Source organism: Aliarcobacter cibarius, assembly GCF_013372265.1.
In the GTDB taxonomy this organism is placed as follows: Bacteria; Campylobacterota; Campylobacteria; order Campylobacterales; family Arcobacteraceae; genus Aliarcobacter; species Aliarcobacter cibarius.
Window position 1 is genome coordinate 1799262 of sequence record NZ_CP054051.1, and the last position, 15990, is coordinate 1815251.

At 25.2% G+C, this 15990-nt stretch carries 14 protein-coding genes and 1 tRNA gene; 6 read left to right on the plus strand and 9 right to left on the minus strand.

Annotated features, from left to right (window positions below; translation table 11 throughout):
* Window positions 1-78: 78 nt before the first annotated feature.
* Window positions 79-2130, minus strand: a complete 2052-nt coding sequence (locus tag ACBT_RS09080; RefSeq protein WP_024774742.1) for a hypothetical protein — start codon at window positions 2128-2130, stop codon at window positions 79-81.
* A 166-nt stretch (window positions 2131-2296) separates the two neighbouring features.
* On the opposite strand from ACBT_RS09080, the gene ACBT_RS09085 reads away from it, so the two are divergent.
* The 3 genes from ACBT_RS09085 to ACBT_RS09095 all read left to right on the plus strand — a co-directional run bounded on the left by ACBT_RS09085 (window position 2297) and on the right by ACBT_RS09095 (window position 3413).
* Complete coding sequence (locus ACBT_RS09085) at window positions 2297-2611, plus strand: F0F1 ATP synthase subunit C (protein WP_024774741.1); 315 nt, start codon at window positions 2297-2299, stop codon at window positions 2609-2611.
* A gap of 73 nt (window positions 2612-2684) precedes the next feature.
* Window positions 2685-2769 (plus strand) — tRNA-Leu (locus ACBT_RS09090).
* 110 nt (window positions 2770-2879) lie between these two features.
* Window positions 2880-3413: a sensor histidine kinase gene (locus tag ACBT_RS09095; protein WP_024774740.1), complete on the plus strand. Its 534-nt coding sequence runs from the start codon at window positions 2880-2882 to the stop codon at window positions 3411-3413.
* 4 nt (window positions 3414-3417) lie between these two features.
* On the opposite strand, the gene ACBT_RS09100 is transcribed toward ACBT_RS09095, so the two are convergent.
* Together ACBT_RS09100 and ACBT_RS09105 are read right to left on the minus strand one after the other, a co-directional pair.
* Window positions 3418-3807 (minus strand): hypothetical protein, encoded by a 390-nt coding sequence (locus ACBT_RS09100; RefSeq protein WP_024774739.1) that lies wholly within the window; start codon window positions 3805-3807, stop codon window positions 3418-3420.
* 8 nt (window positions 3808-3815) lie between these two features.
* Window positions 3816-4130 carry a hypothetical protein gene (locus tag ACBT_RS09105; protein ID WP_024774738.1) on the minus strand — a complete coding sequence of 105 codons (315 nt, stop codon included), beginning with the start codon at window positions 4128-4130 and terminating at the stop codon, window positions 3816-3818.
* A gap of 280 nt (window positions 4131-4410) precedes the next feature.
* Between ACBT_RS09105 and ACBT_RS09110 the strand changes: the two genes are divergently transcribed.
* From ACBT_RS09110 to ACBT_RS09120, 3 genes are read left to right on the plus strand one after another with little or no spacing between them, the layout of a single operon-like run.
* Window positions 4411-4647 carry a hypothetical protein gene (locus ACBT_RS09110; RefSeq protein ID WP_024774737.1) on the plus strand — a complete coding sequence of 79 codons (237 nt, stop codon included), beginning with the start codon at window positions 4411-4413 and terminating at the stop codon, window positions 4645-4647.
* Window positions 4648-4683: 36 nt separating this feature from the next.
* Window positions 4684-5943, plus strand: coding sequence for a glutamate-5-semialdehyde dehydrogenase (locus ACBT_RS09115; protein WP_257116996.1), 1260 nt, complete (start codon window positions 4684-4686; stop codon window positions 5941-5943).
* Between the two features lie 8 nt (window positions 5944-5951).
* On the plus strand, window positions 5952-7823 hold the full coding sequence (locus tag ACBT_RS09120; protein WP_024774735.1) for a glycoside hydrolase family 17 protein: 1872 nt from the start codon (window positions 5952-5954) through the stop codon (window positions 7821-7823).
* Between the two features lie 26 nt (window positions 7824-7849).
* Here ACBT_RS09120 and ACBT_RS09125 read toward each other — a convergent pair whose 3' ends face one another.
* The 6 genes from ACBT_RS09125 to ACBT_RS09150 are packed head-to-tail and all read right to left on the minus strand — an operon-like array spanning window position 7850 to window position 15987.
* A complete protein-coding gene (locus tag ACBT_RS09125; RefSeq protein WP_024774734.1) occupies window positions 7850-8674 on the minus strand; it encodes a TIGR00282 family metallophosphoesterase in 825 nt (274 codons plus the stop codon).
* Window positions 8675-8711: 37 nt separating this feature from the next.
* Window positions 8712-11147, minus strand: coding sequence for a PAS domain-containing sensor histidine kinase (locus ACBT_RS09130; protein ID WP_024774733.1), 2436 nt, complete (start codon window positions 11145-11147; stop codon window positions 8712-8714).
* Entirely contained in the window at window positions 11144-13021 is a 1878-nt protein-coding gene (locus ACBT_RS09135; RefSeq protein WP_024774732.1) for a PAS domain S-box protein, read from the minus strand. The genes ACBT_RS09130 and ACBT_RS09135 overlap by 4 nt, the downstream gene beginning before the upstream one ends.
* The gene (locus tag ACBT_RS09140; RefSeq protein WP_024774731.1) at window positions 13021-13392 is read right to left on the minus strand and encodes a response regulator; all 372 of its coding nucleotides are present in this window, start codon (window positions 13390-13392) and stop codon (window positions 13021-13023) included. Before ACBT_RS09140 ends, ACBT_RS09135 begins: the two co-directional genes overlap by 1 nt.
* Before the next feature lies 1 nt (window position 13393).
* A complete protein-coding gene (locus ACBT_RS09145; protein WP_024774730.1) occupies window positions 13394-14806 on the minus strand; it encodes a methyl-accepting chemotaxis protein in 1413 nt (470 codons plus the stop codon).
* 56 nt (window positions 14807-14862) lie between these two features.
* On the minus strand, window positions 14863-15987 hold the full coding sequence (locus ACBT_RS09150; protein ID WP_228130285.1) for a BaiN/RdsA family NAD(P)/FAD-dependent oxidoreductase: 1125 nt from the start codon (window positions 15985-15987) through the stop codon (window positions 14863-14865).
* Window positions 15988-15990: the final 3 nt, after the last annotated feature.

Sequence of the window (15990 nt, forward strand, 5' to 3'; positions counted from 1 at the left end):
CCCTTCTATTTTGATTTAGAAATTAAATCAAAAAGATACTTTAACTTTACTTAAGAATGATAATAATTATCAAGATATCTAAAAAAGATTTTTAAGATTATTTATTATCTCTTTCCCTTCCTCATCTTCTTTTTCTTTTCCTAGAAATTTATTTAATTTTTCCCCTAATTTATCTGCTTTTTTATCCAAAATTTCTTTTAAATCAAAAGAAATGGTAGGGTTATATAAATCATTTTGCAAAATAATTGTGAATTTATCATCTTTAATTTCTGTATCAATTTTTGCAAAAATTGTATTATTTTCTAAATCAATTTTAGAATTGTTTACTTCTATCTTACTTTTAGTACTTTGCATTAATAAATTCGATGTTAGAAGTTTATCATCAATTTTTGTATTAAGTTTTGAATTTTTATAAATCTCTTTTGTTAAATCAACTTTAGCGAACTGATTAACAAGCTTTGTAAAATCATTTTCTAAAAAATGCCCATCTTCAAAGTCTCCTATTAAATCACCTTTTTTTGTTAAGAGATTATAATTTAGTTTTAAATTTGCTTTTGAATCAAAATTTTCTTTTTGATTTATTAAATATAAAAATTTTTTCATACTTGATTCTTTTAAATTCGCATCGAATATATTATCATTTAATACAAAATCAAAATTTCCATTTGCGAGATTTGATTTTCCATCTATATAAAGCTTATTTTTTACAACCTTAATATTTCCATCTAATTTAGCATCCCCTCTTAATAAAATTTTAGTAAAATCTTTTAATTTTGATAAATCATTTGAAGTAAATGTATAATTTCCTAATATATCTGAAGTTTTAAAATCAAATATCAAATTGTTTATATCTAAATTTGCAATATTTGATGATGTTATTATTTTAGAAATTGCACTACTATTTTCATATTTTGTATCAATTTTACTATCTAAAACAATAGTCTCATTTATATTTTTATTATAAACAGCATTTATTACTTCATTTATCAATTTAATATTTTTTAAGTTGATAAAACTATTTCCATTTAGCTCTTTAAAATTATTTATTTTTCCAGAAGCTTCAAAATTTCCTACAGCATATACAGGTTCATCTACAAGTTTAAAAAAGTTTTCTATTTTTGCATCTAAAATATTAAATTCTAGTTGTTTTAAAGAATTATCTTTTATTACAAATTTATAGTGCGTCTTACCTTCCATAATATTTGAATTTCCTTCAACATTAACATGACTATCAACTGATTTTAAAATTCCTTGAGTTTGTAATTCTCCTTTTAATTTTTTACCAATAAAAATTTCGAGTTTTTCTAAATTTTTTACAAAAAGATTAAATTCACTAAAATAGTCTTTATTCAATAAATCAAATTCAAATTTATCTAAATTAAAATCTAATAATGAACTTTTAAAATTAATGTTTGAAATAGCTTTATTATCAATAAATGTACTATTTATTATTGTTCCATAACTAACATTTGAAGGTAAACCATGTTCAAATTCTTTATTTATGACTTCATTATTTAAAATACCCTCTTCTATTGTCGCTTTTAATTCTCCATTTAATTTTTCGGAATTAAAATTACTAATCTTTGCATCAACATTTAAAATTCCTTTAGAATATATAGGTTGATTTAATAAAAGTAAAAGTTCATCTATTTTTAAATTTTTAGAATCTAATAAAATATTATTTATTTCAAAATCTACTAAATTTAAATTATATTTAGTCTCTCCGCTTGCAAAATTTGAAACTCCACTTACGTTTGAACTATTTTTATCACCTACGAAAGTTCCATTTGTAAAAAAAGATCCTTTAAACTCATAATTAAATAGATTCTTTAAATTCTCTAATTCATTTATTTTTATATCATACTTTAAATCTACTTCCTTACTAAATAACTCAAATTTTCCATTTACATTTATGTATGAACTATCATCTATGCTTGCATTAAAATCTAATGTTTTGAATGTAAAACTTAATTTATCAACTTTAAATTTAACTTTATCTTGCTCAGTATTTACTTTTTTTTCAATATAAGATGCTATCAAAGAGTTCCCATAGTTTGTAAATAAAATTCCAAAAAATAAACTTAAAAATATAAAAATAAAAATAAAAAATATTATAAAAAACTTCTTCAAGACAATCCTTCTTTAATAATTTTAAAAATTATAACAAATATTTAATAACAATTTTATATTTTAGCTATTTTTTAGTAATATTTTTTTATAATCTCAGCCATCAAAGTATTTAGTAGGGATACGCAAGCCGAATTTGCTTTGAAAATATATAATTTAAGGAAAAGAAATGAAAAAAATCGTTCTTTTAATGCTAGCTATTGCTGGTTTTGCATTCGCTGCTGATGAAGCTGTTGTAAATGAAACTTTAAAAGCATACTCTGTAGTTGCTGCTGGAATTGGATTAGGTCTTGCTGCACTTGGTGGTGCTATTGGTATGGGTAATACTGCTGCTGCAACTATTGCTGGTACTGCTAGAAACCCAGGTTTAGGTGGAAAATTAATGACTACTATGTTCATTGCATTAGCGATGATCGAAGCTCAAGTTATTTATGCGCTTGTTATTGCAATGATCGCATTATATGCAAATCCATTCTTAGGGTAATCTTTAAATCTACAGATTTAATAATATCCAAGGTCAAGAAGTTTATCTTCTTGACCTTTTTTCTTATAAAAATGCGGCTGTGGTGAAACGGTAGACACACTACCTTGAGGTGGTAGCGCCCTACGGGTGTGCGAGTTCAAATCTCGCCAGCCGCACCATCGAGTTGATAGACTTTAGAAGCTCTTTAGCTATCTTCTTTAAACTTACACTTTACCTACCAATACACAAAACGATACACAAACTGAAACTTTTATTGAAGGTTTTTAGAGTGATTTCTTTAGTTAAAACAACAAATAACTATTACAAAATTAGACTAAGAGTTTATTATAAGTTAGTACCCTACTTCAAAAGAAATGAAATAAACAAAAGTTTGAGAACTAAAAAACTTACTGAAGCAAAAATGAAAGCTACTAATAACATATCAGTAATTTTTAATAGGGTTGATGTATGTAAAGTTTCAGTTTTTTCAAGAGAGTTACTACAAGTATTTTTAAATATTATGAAAAATGCAAAAGAGGCATTTGAAAATAAAAATATAGAAAATAAAATAATTGAAATATCTATCAGAAAAATAAATGAAACGGTAAAAATTGAGATTTATGATAACGCTGGAAATATAGATGAAAAGATAAAAGATAAGATTTTTGACCCTTATTTTTCCACAAAAGATGAAAAAACAGGAACAGGACTAGGAATGTACATGTCAAAAACAATTATAGAAAAACATCTAAACGGCCAACTTGGATTCTATAATAAAGATGAAGGAGTAGTTTTCTTTATAGACTTAATTTCACAAGAGTGATATTTTATTTTTCCAATAAAATATCAGCTTTTGTTTTTAATTTCTTCTTGTGTAAAAGCTCTTTTTCTCTTTGTGAAAAACTCTCTTCTTTTTCAATTTTTGGCTCTTTTTTTACAGCTTTTTTCTTATCTTCTTTAACCTCTGACTCTTTTTTGAAAATAGTCAAAACAAGATATATTGAAAGTAAAATATTGAATAGTATTATAAACCACTTTCCAAAAAGTATATATTTTAAGTACTCTATATTTTGTGTAATTTTTAAATATTCAACAATATCTCCATAAATAAATCCAGAAAATAATGCAACTAAAGTAAGGAAAAATATTAATATAGCCCTTTTTCTAAATTTATATAAGTAGTACCAAAACAGTGCAGATTTTACTTGCTTAAACATCTTTTAGCCTAAACAAAAAAGTTAATACCAAGAGCTGCAAGTGCAACAGCTAATGATTTCGTTTTTAAATCATCTATAATTTTTCTCTCTTCATCTGCAATAATTATCTCTAAATCTTCATCTGTAAAATCGTCTAATGTTTTATGATTTTCAACAAGTCGTGCTTTTGTAGCAATAATAGCTTTTTCTCTAATTTTTAAATTTATCAAATCTTTTAACTGATTACTTTTTATTTTTGGATAATCAAAAACTTTTGTTGCACCTTCGCTTGCAATATTTACAATCTCTTTTGATTTCTCTTTTAAAATATCTTTAATTCCCATCATCTACCTTTTAAAAATTTAAAAGATTGTATCATAGAAATATTTACGAAAGGTATTCCCATCTTTTATATTTTGAGGCTAATTCTTTTAATTCATCAAAACCAAAGACTTTAATAAATACAAATCTTCCACTTTCCAAAAAAGCTTTAATTTTCATAAAAATCCTTTTTATAATAATAGTTTATTTTATTAAATCTTAACTAATTTCTTGCTTAATAATATATGCTTTTATATATTTATTAATATTTTATGATATACTTTTGTATATTTAAGGAAGATTATGGACAAAGAAGAATTTAAAAACCTTTTAAAAAAAGCAAAGCTCACAAAATCATCGTTTTCTAGACTTTTGGGTTTAAAATATCAAAGTGTAAATACATGGGGAAACAACAGTAGAGGAATTCCATATTGGGTTAAATCTTGGCTACATTTGTATATTTTAAATATGGAATATGAAAATTTAAAAACAGTTCTAAAAAATAGTAATATTTGTGATGAATTAAATAAGAAAAAATAATATAAAAGCCGTAACAAAGCCTTTTTTTTGTATATTATCAAAAAATATACAGGAAAAAATATGCGTGATTTTTTACAAAAAGCTAAACAAAGCAGCCGTATTATCGGCACTTTGGGAACTGCAATGAAAAATAATATTTTACTCCAAATGGCAGACGAATTAATCAACTCTACTTTTATGATTTTAGAGGCTAATAATCTTGACATGCAAGTTGCAAAAGAGATGAATTTAAGCTCTGCCATGCAGGATAGACTTTTTTTAAATGAAAAAAGAGTTTGTGATATGGCAAATGCAATAAGACAAATTGCTTCACAAACTGAACCAGTAGGAAAAATTCTTGATGGTTGGGTAACAAAAGATGGTTTAAATATTCAAAAAGTATCTATTCCAATAGGAGTTATTGGGATCATCTATGAAAGCCGTCCAAATGTTACAAGTGATACAGCAGCTTTATGCTTTAAAAGTGGAAATGTTTGCGTGCTAAAAGGTGGAAAAGAGGCTGAAAATTCAAATCAAGCAATAGCTAAAATTTTGCAAGCCGTACTAGAAAAAAATTCCCTTCCAAAAGAAGCTATATCTTTACTTCCAGATAGTAGTCGTGAGGGTGTTGCAAAATTAATCAAAGAAGATAAATTTGTAGATTTAATAGTTCCAAGAGGTGGAGAGGCATTAATTAGATTTATTAGCGAAAACTCTGCTATTCCTGTTATTAAACATGATAAAGGTATTTGTCATACTTATATAGATGAAGATGCAGCAATTGGTAAAGTTACAGATATTGTAATAAATGCTAAATGCCAAAGACCTAGTGCTTGTAATTCATTAGAAACTTTATTAATCCATCAAAATATAGCTCCACACATTTTAAATGGCCTTGATGAATCTTTAAAAGAGCAAAATACTACAATAAAAGGTTGTACTGAGACTTTAAATTATATAAAAGCTATTCCTTTGATTGAAAAAGATTTTGATATAGAATATTTAGACAATGTTTTAAATATAAAAATTGTAAAAAATATTGATGAAGCTATCAATCATATTCAAAAACATGGTTCAGGCCACTCTGAAGCTATTTTAAGTGAGAATTATACAGCTATTAACAAGTTTTTAAATGAAGTTGATGCAGCTTGTGTTTATGCAAATGCTAGCACAAGATTTACTGATGGAGGAGAGTTTGGATTAGGTGCTGAAGTTGGAATTTCTACAAATAAACTTCATTCAAGAGGTCCAATGGGAATAAATGATTTAACAACATTTAAATACAAAATATATGGCAATGGCCAAATCAGAAAGTAGGAATTTCAATGACAACTAGACTTTTTTTAACATTTCTTAGCTCTTTAGCTATTATGTTTTTTTGGCTTTTTTTAGGAGAAAAAGCTATTTTAAAAGATGATTCAAATAAATTTTCAAAGCTACAATGTGTATCTTATGCACCATTTGGAAAAGATGAATCTCCTTTTTTATTTGATAAAGGATTAGTATTAAAAGAAGAGAATATCAAAAAAGATTTAGAACTTCTTTCAAAATATACAAGTTGTATTAGAACATACTCAACAGTTGGACTTGAAGCAATACCAAAATATGCAAAAGAGTATAATCTTCAAATGTTAATGGGTGTATGGGTTAGTAAAAGTGAAAAACAATCTAGAGATGAAATTGAAACTTTAAAAAAATTAGCATCACAATATCCTGAAGTTATTAAAAGTGTTATTGTTGGTAATGAAGTTCTTCTAAGAGGTGATTTAAGTGAGAAAAAATTAACAGAATATATCTTAGAAGTAAAACAAGCTTTACCAAATATAAGAGTAACTTATGCAGATGTTTGGGAATTCTGGCTTAAACATCCAAATATGAAAAATGTTACTGACTTTGTAACTATTCACATTTTACCTTATTGGGAAGATTTACCAATGAGTATTGAGAAATCTATTAATCATTTAGCTGATGTTAGAGTAAAAGTTGAAAAAGAGTTAGGAACTTCTAATATTTTAATAGGTGAAACTGGTTGGCCAAGCGAAGGAAGAGCAAGAGAAGATGCTGTTCCAAGTAGAATAAATCAAGCAAAATATGTAAGAGATTTTGTAAATCTTGCAAATGAAAGAAATTGGAATTACAACATAATCGAAGCTTTTGATCAACCTTGGAAAAGAGTTAGTGAAGGTGCTGTTGGTGGATATTGGGGGCTTTTTGATGCAGATAGAGCTGATAAAAATGTATTTGCAGGAGATGTTTCAAACTTCCCTAATTATCTATATTTAGCATTTGTATCTTTAGGGTTAGCACTAGCTTTCTCAACAATGCTTAGAAAGAAAAAACTATCAAAAACTAGAATAATAGCATTTAGCATAGTAAATACTATTTTTGCACTACTTTTAACTCTACAAATTGAGCAATATTATGTAATTTCTAGAAATTATTTAGAAGCTTCTTGGGCAATAATAGTTGTTGGATTATGTTTATATATGTACAATTTTGTGCTTGTTAAAATCTTACAAACTACAAAAGATGATTTTATACCTAAATATCCTTTCTATTTAGCAGCCTTCTTAGTATTTATAATCTCTACAAATTTAGCATATAATGGAAGATATGAAAACTTTGAGATTTATGGTTTTGCGCTTCTAGCAATTTCATTTATTTATACTTTAGTTGGAAGATTTAAAGAGTTACATTTTGGATTATTTGAAAAACTTTTAGGAACAACTATATTTATAAATGCCGTTGTGACTTTATACAATGAAACTATTTTAAATGTGTTTTCAAATATCTGGTTTATTATAACTTTGGTTTTTGCTTCTATATTAATTATAAGTAAAGAGTCAATATTTAAAGCAAAAGAGTATATTTTCTTTGCAATAATTTTTACTACACTAATAGCTCTATTTAAAAGTGGCTTCATTTCAAACAATGAATTAGCTATTGCTTGTAACAATGATGGAAGTGGTTTAAGTTGTACTTTAAGAAGCTCTATGTGGTCTTATATTTATTTTGGATACTTAGGTGTATTAGCCTTAATTTTTGGTATTCTAAGCCTTATTTTAAATAATAAAAGATTTACTATTTTAGGACTTTTTATTGCTATTTTCTCAATTATTCTTACAAATACTTTCTTAGGAAGTATTGCATTTATGTTAGTAATTTATTCTATTTCAAAACAAATTTATAAAAAATAGTATAAGAAAGAAGTAAAACTTCTTTCTTATACTTTAACTGCTTGAGTTATTATAAGCTCACTTTTATTACAAAATTTCTTTATTTTAAAAGCGTTTGTTGTTACACTATTTTCAATATCTATAACCATCATTTGCAGAATTGAGAAACATGAATTTGGAACCTCAAAATGTGCTCCAAGACCAGTTGTTGCTCTTTGTATTGGGGAATAAGAGTCCATGCCAATAACATTGTCATAACAACCTGTTAATCCAATATCTGTCAAATATGCCGTATTATCAAGAATTTGCAAATCATCTGTTCCTACATGTGTATGAGTCCCACAAATTCCACTTACTTGATTTTTAAACATCATTAACATTACTCTTTTTTCACTTGTTGCTTCACCATGAAAGTCTATGAAGATATTGTCTATATTTTGTTCTTTTAACTCTTCAACTACTTTCTTAGCAAGATTAAAAGGATTATCTACAATTGGCATTGAATATTGACCCATAAGATTTAAAACTGCTAGTTTTTCAATTTTTTCATCAACTTTTACATCACAGATTTTAAGTCCAGTTCCAATTACACCAATAGGATAATTATGTGGTCTTAAAACATTTCCAGTTTCAAGTAAAACATTCATATCTTTTTTCTTGTCAAAACTATGATTTCCTCCAGTAATTAAATCAATTCCACTTGAAAAAAGTTCTTTTGCACTTTCTAAAGTAAGTCCAAATCCATGACTTGCATTCTCACCATTTGCTATTACAAAGTCAATACCAAACTCTTTTTTTATATCTTTTAAACTATCTTTTATTATTTTTCTTCCTGGACGCCCTACAATATCGCCTATAAATCCTATTCTCATCTATCTTCTTTTCTAAATTTTTTGTAATTATATTAGATTAAACTAAATCTTCTTCGAATTTTTTTAATCTTATTTCAAAAACAGCTCCATTATCTTCATTGTAAGCTTTAATAACTCCACTTTGTTCATCAACTATTTTTTTAGCAATATTTAGACCAACACCCATTCCACCCTGTTCTTTTAAAGAAACAAAAGGTTCAAAAATATCATTGATAATATCTTTATTAATACCACCCGCATTATCTTTAAATTTAATTACAATATCACTTTCATCTTCAAATATTGAAATATATATAGCTCTTTTTTCATAATCATCTATTTTAATCAGCTCATCAAGGGCATTGTTTAAAATAATAACCCAAACTTGTTCAAGTCTTTGTTTTTGAACTTTACTATTGAAAATATACTCATTTTTATCAATATTATCTATATCAAAAAGTTTATCATTTATATAAATTTTAGAAATCTGTTTTGATTTATTATAAGCCATTGTTAATGCTGTCAGTATTGTTGAATAAAGATTTACTACCTCTTTTAACTCTTTTGTATTTTGAGACATCTCTCTCATAGACTCAATAATATTAGCTAATCTTGTAATTCCCTCTTTCATTTTATTGCTATCATATAGCATTCTATCTTTAATCTCTGAAGAAGGTAAATCTTCTATATCATATTGCATAAGTTCTAAATTACCTTTTATATATGTTAAAGGTGTATTTATCTCATGTACAATTCCAGCTGCCATTGAACCAATATAACTTAATTTAGCATTTTTTATCTGCTCTTGAAGATGAATTTTATCTTTTGCTTTACTTTTTTCTAACTCTTCTTTTATTCTTTGTTCTAAAGAGATATTTAACTCTTTTAGCTTGATTTTATCCTCAAGTCTATTTAACACAAAAACTATTTTATTTGTGTATGAAATTAGTGTTAAAGATACCTCTAAATGAATTGGCTTCTTATCTTTTTTTATAAATATTTGCTCTATTTTATTTATAGTTCCTAATTCATCAAGATTTGTCAATACTTTTTGAAAAACATCTTTTGATTGTTCACTTAAAAGTTCAATACTATTTATATTTAAAAGTTCAGCACTTTTATATCCCAAAATATCACAAATATTTTTATTTAATTTTAGAAAGTTACCTTTTCTATCTAAAAGTGCAACTCCACTATCAACATTTTGGAAAATTGCATCATATTCATCTACTTGAATATTTAAATCTAAATATAGATTTTCAACTCTTTTTTTATCTGTTATATCTTCACAAATTAAACTATAATAATCTACTTTAGAATCTGTAAATATAGCTTCAACATATACTTTAAAGAAAAAAAGTTCACCACTTTTTTTCACTCCTTCAAACTCTTCTAGAATATAGGTCTTATTATTTATTTCAACTTTTGATTTTATAAAATCTACTACATGTCTTGCATCTTTTGACAATAAAAATCTATAATCATGTCCAACTAATTCATTTTTTGAAAAGCCTAAAAAATATGCTAATGAACTACTTAAATCCTTTATTTCACGATTTGGATAAATATCCATAGACATAATATATCTATCTATAATTTTATCTCTTTCATTTAACTCTAGGATATTATTTTCATTTTTAATAAATTCAGCTCTATTTAAATTTAACTTTTTATTTAAAAAATAAGAGATTATTAGTGAAAAAAGAATTGTCAAAAGAAACATAATTATAAGTACAGAACCACCTACAATTTTTATATAATTATCAACAAATTCATATCCAAACTCTTTATTTAATTCAATTAAAAATGTAAAGTTACTGTCTTCTTCAATTTGGATTTTTTTAATAATATAATTATCACTATTCAAATTTATAGGAAAATTGGAATTTATGTAATCATTATGTGTATTTGCAATAAATATTTTTTTAGGATATTTATTTATGATTGTTTCTAAAATATTTTTTAAATTAATCTCAATTGAATAAAAATTATCTTTTGATCTAATTATAAAATTAATTGTATTTTTACTATCATTTAGTGAATAGTGATAAATTTCTTGATAGTCTAAAACTCTCATGTACTTAAAGTAATTTGTTGCAAAAAGATTTCTAAGATTGTTATATTCAACAACTTTTATACTCTCTCCAAAATTGTTGTTTAGTTTTAGAGTCTCTTTTGCATTTAAACTTACTATTTTAAAACTCAAAATAGTTTTATCTTTAAAAATTATATTTTCAATAAAATCTATAATCTGTTTTTCATCATTTAATTTAGAAACAATACTTTCAATTAAAACTATTTTTTCATCATATCTCTTTATGAAGTCTTTAAATATAATTTCTTGTTCATTTAGTATATATTCACTCTTTTTTTTATCTTCATTTTTACTATTTAAGTAATAAAAATTGTTGAAAACTAAAAACAATATACCAAATAATCCAAAAGCAAATAATGAAAATACTAAAAATACTTTTGAGAAAATAGGAAGTTTCATATTGAATCTCTTTTTAGTTTTATATAGTATATAGTATCAGATACACTATTTTTATACCAGAATAGTCCACTATTTTTCTCTATTAATAGTTTTGCTAAATGTATTGATGTATCAAAAAATTTATCATCTTTAGAGTTTAGAAGTTCTTCAAAATAACTATTTATTTTATCTTTTCTAATATTGTCTTCTATTTTTATTATTATATCTTCATCGGATGTTTCGCTTAAAATAGAAATTTGAATAGAAACTTCAGAAGATGAAGAGAGTTTTAAACACTCCAGTTGAGTTCTTGAAATATTTATTATTATATTTTTTAACTCATTTCTTGAAATATCTAAATTTACGTCTAAATCTTTACTTAATTTTAGACTAATCTTATTTTCATTTATTTCATCTTTTAAAGCAAGTTTTACTTCATTTAATATCTCTAGTAAATTTGTTTTTTCAGCTGAATGTTTAAATATTGATTTAAACTCATTTAGCATATTTGATAAAGAAAAAAGCTCTTTTGAAATTAAATTTTTTATACTTATGTTATCAATCTTTTGAAGTTCTAAAGATATTTTTGATATTGGTTCTTTCCATAAATGTGACATAGAATCAACAATTTTTGACATTAACTCAACTTTTACAACGTCCATATCAATTTTTTCATTTAATTTTAATTTATTCAATTTGTTAGATAAATCTTCTTTTAAAAGCCTATTTATCTTTTCTAACTGTTTTATAGATGTTATATCAAATCTTATCGATCTAAATCCAATAACTTCATTTTTAAGATTATATTTTGGAAAAATAACACTTTTTATCCAGTAAGTATTACCAAATTTATCTCTATTTTTTATTTCACCTTCCCAAATATTTTTTGTTTTTAATTCATGCCAAATATTTTTATAAAAGTTGTTTGATATATCAGGATGTCTTAAAATAGAAGCGTTTTTACCAACCAGCTCATCTTTTCTATATCCAGTAATCTTACAATAAGCATCAGAAACATACTCTATATTTCCCTCTAAATCTGTATCCAATCTTAAAATGTGCTCATCCATGTGTTCAAAGAATTCTTGATAATTTTTGATTACTAAATCTCTATTAGCTTTATAATCAAAAACTTTTAATATTACAAAAACTAAAGCAAGGAAACAAAGAGTAGCCATAAAAAGGAATTGAATATAGAACTTATTAATTGAGTTTATTGCTAAATTTTCATTACTTGTTATTAAATAAAGTTTTGCATTATCATTTGTCTCAAAAATTTCTAAGTAAATAAAATCTTTGTTAAACTCTTCTATTTTATCTTTAGAAATAGTATATATAAATTTCAATCCTAGTTCTTTTTGAAGCTTTTTAATAAAATCGTCAAATAAAAATTCTAAAGTTATAACTCCAACAAAATTTAATTTTTCATCAAAAATTGGTTTAAAGAATGTTAAATAAACTCTATTATGGTTACTAATAAAAGAGAAGTTATCATTTTTTGATAAAAATTCTTTTGGAACATCTTTTTTTTCATTAAAAGTAAGAATTAAATCTTTATTAGAATCATAAAAACTAACATTATATAAGCCTAAATTCGAATAAAAAGCAAAACTATCTACACTACTTTCATAAATCTCTTTTTTCTTATCAGTAGAAGGATTTTTTAAAATATCTAGAATTGTCTTATTTCTTACAAACTCATTAAAATATATAAGTTCACCAAATTCAAAATAGTTTCTAAAAACTTCACTATACCTATATAAAATCTCTTTTTTACTATTCTCTAGAGCTTTATTTATCTCTTTTTGTTTATAAAAATCAAATGTAAAAAAAAGCCCAACTAAAAAAAATAGAAATAGTAAAGAAAATATTACTTTTGGGCTTTTATAAATCATTAATGTTCTAAAACTTCTATTATTTTTTTCTCTAAAGCTTCAAGTGATGAGAATGGCTTCATAACATAGTTTGTTGCACCCTCTTTGTGAGATTTTAGAACTTTATCTAAAGTTGAATAAGCAGTCATCATAACAACTTTTTGATCTTCTTTTTTAGCTTTAATTCTTTCTAAAACCTCTAATCCATTCATTTGCGGCATCATAATATCAAGTAATACTAAATCATAATCTGTTGATTCAAAGTTAGATATTGCAGATACTGGATTTGAAAAAGTTGCAACAGTAAAATTTGGATTTTTACCTAGAAATCTACTTAAAAGATTTAAGATTTCTGGTTCATCATCTATAATTAAAATTGATTTTTTACTCATTTTATTCTCCTTGACTTTTTTGATTAAATAATTTATTAGCAGCTTCTTTCATAACAAGCTCATTCTTTTCTTCTAGGATTTTATCTAGATAAATAAACACTTGTTGACTTGCATCTTCAACTAAAGAGATTTTATCTTCAATTAATTGTTTAGAACAAGAAACACTACTTCCCGAACACTCTTTTGCTAAAATATTTGCTTCATGATGTACTGTATGGTGATATTTATCTAACCCTTTATATGAAGGAACTGAACTAAACTCTTGTTTTCCTAGCCCAACATTATACCACTGACCTAATCTACAATTTGTATGATCAACTGGTTTGAAGTTATGATTTCCTCCAAAGATTAATTGATACAAATTATTTTTATAAATAACGTGATCTAGTTTTGCAAGATTTATAAATATTTTATTTGAAATACTTTCAACTTCATAAACTGCTCTATTTGAATTTCTTTGGAAATTATTCATAAGCTTACTTAATCCATCAATTCTTGCTTTTGTCTCATTTACTACGTTTGTAACTGAATCTGAACTCTCTTTTATTTTTTCAGTCTCTTTTTGAATTGTTGTTACAACATCTTTTATCTGTTTTGCTGCATCAGCACTTCTACTTGCAAGATTTCTTACCTCTTGCGCAACAACTGCAAATCCTTTTCCTGCTTCTCCTGCTGTTGCTGCTTCTACTGCTGCATTTAATGAAAGAATATTTGTTTGGAATGCTATTTCTTGGATTATATTTATAACCTGAGCTATATCTTTACTTTTTGAAACTAAAGATTCAACAACAATATTTTCTGTCTCAATTTCTTTGTATAAATTCTCTGTATCAAGAACTATTTCATTAATTAAATTCAATCCTTTTGTAGAACCAGTTGCTGTTTCATTTGATTCAACTTGCATCTCTTTTAATTCTTCTAAAAGGCTTAAATAAGTATTTTGAGTATCACTTAAAGATTTTGTCATGTTGCTATTGTGTCTAGATAAAAGACCACCTTCTTTATTGTCATGAATTGAAGTTTTTCTTAGACTCACAATTTTATAATTTTCAAAAGATTTAACTACTAAACTCGCTTCACATTCATTCAAGATTACTCTGTCTTGACCACTTAAAACTGCATTTAAAATAGAAGTAAAATCATTTAGGTGTGATTTTGATAGAGAATTTGCGAAGAATACATTATTGTTTTCATCAAAAACAACAAGTCCTTCTTCTTGTGAAACAGAAGCTATTTGTTTATAAACTTCAAAACTTTTTTCAGAATTTTTAGAAACTTCTTCTAACTCTACTGAATGTTTTTTTGCAAGATTATCTAAATCTTTGTTCTTCTGTTCTAGCTCAACTTTTAGCTTATTTATTTCTGCTTCAAGCAACACAACTTTGTTTTCAAGTTCCTTTTTTCCAAAAAACATAAATAACTCCAATTTATACTTAAAATTAGAATATCTTAACTAAAAATAACTTCGTATTAATTTAAATTTTTTGAACACATAAAAGCTTGTGCAAATACTATTTGAAAATTAAACCCACCTAATTCACCAGTTAAGTCTAAACATTCGCCTATAAAATATAAATCTCTTTGATTTAAACTTTCAAAAGTATTATGATTTATTTCATCTGTACTTATTCCACCCTTTGTAACTTCAGCTTTTGTAAAACCAAAATTTCCTGCTGGACTAAACTCATAATTTTTTAAAATCTTTAACTTTTCAAGTTCATGCGAAGTTAATTTTGAGCAAGCTTTATCTTCAAGCTCTATTGATTTTAAAAACTCTATCATAAAACGTTTTGGCAGATTCAAAGCTGTTGAAATATTTTTATTTCCAATCAAAAGCTTTTCTAAATTTTTGTTAGGAAGAAAATCTATTTTTATTTTTCCCTTTGTCCAATATAAAGATGCACTTAAAACAGCAGGTCCACTAAATCCTTTGTGAGCAAAAAGTAAATTTCCCTCTATTTTTTTATTTTCGACAAAAATATTTACAGGAATCGATAAACCAGATAACTCTTTAAACCAAAATTGTTCTTTTTGAACCGTAAATCCTACAAGTGCAGGCTCTGTTCTAATGACTGTATGATTGAATTTTTTTGCAATATCAAAAGCAATACTAGAAGCTCCTAAAGTTGTATAAGATAAACCTCCACTCGCAACTACAACTTTTTTTGCCTCAATAGAAGTTTTATTTGTAATTATTGTAAAAAAATCTTTATATGAAATATCCAAAACTTTTGTATCTAAAAATTTTTTTACATGAGTTGTGAGTAAAGAAAACATATCAATAACATCTTGACTAGAGTTACAAAAATATGTTCCCTTTACAATTTTTGGATTTATTTTTGGGAAAACTCCATTTTTATTTAAGAATTTCAATAGATCATCTTTAGAAAAATTATTTAAAATTTCTTTAGCAAAATCTCTATCACCCAAATAGTTATTTTGGCTTACAAATTCGTTTGTAATATTACACTTTGCTCCACCAGAAACTTTTATCTTCTGTCCTATTTTACTATTTGTATCTATTAAACATATATTTTTATATTTTTTTCTATCTAGATTTGAAGCTAACATTAAACCACTAGCTCCAGCACCAATTAT

Excerpts from the sequence above, each read along its gene's own strand:
- ACBT_RS09085 (WP_024774741.1), top strand. The coding sequence starts at position 2,297 with ATGAAAAAAATCGTTCTTTTAATGCTAGCTATTGCTGGTTTTGCATTC.
- ACBT_RS09100 (WP_024774739.1), bottom strand. The coding sequence starts at position 3,807 with ATGTTTAAGCAAGTAAAATCTGCACTGTTTTGGTACTACTTATATAAA.
- ACBT_RS09105 (WP_024774738.1), bottom strand. The coding sequence starts at position 4,130 with ATGGGAATTAAAGATATTTTAAAAGAGAAATCAAAAGAGATTGTAAAT.
- ACBT_RS09110 (WP_024774737.1), top strand. The coding sequence starts at position 4,411 with ATGGACAAAGAAGAATTTAAAAACCTTTTAAAAAAAGCAAAGCTCACA.
- ACBT_RS09120 (WP_024774735.1), top strand. The coding sequence starts at position 5,952 with ATGACAACTAGACTTTTTTTAACATTTCTTAGCTCTTTAGCTATTATG.
- ACBT_RS09125 (WP_024774734.1), bottom strand. The coding sequence starts at position 8,674 with ATGAGAATAGGATTTATAGGCGATATTGTAGGGCGTCCAGGAAGAAAA.
- ACBT_RS09130 (WP_024774733.1), bottom strand. The coding sequence starts at position 11,147 with ATGAAACTTCCTATTTTCTCAAAAGTATTTTTAGTATTTTCATTATTT.
- ACBT_RS09135 (WP_024774732.1), bottom strand. The coding sequence starts at position 13,021 with ATGATTTATAAAAGCCCAAAAGTAATATTTTCTTTACTATTTCTATTT.
- ACBT_RS09140 (WP_024774731.1), bottom strand. The coding sequence starts at position 13,392 with ATGAGTAAAAAATCAATTTTAATTATAGATGATGAACCAGAAATCTTA.
- ACBT_RS09145 (WP_024774730.1), bottom strand. The coding sequence starts at position 14,806 with ATGTTTTTTGGAAAAAAGGAACTTGAAAACAAAGTTGTGTTGCTTGAA.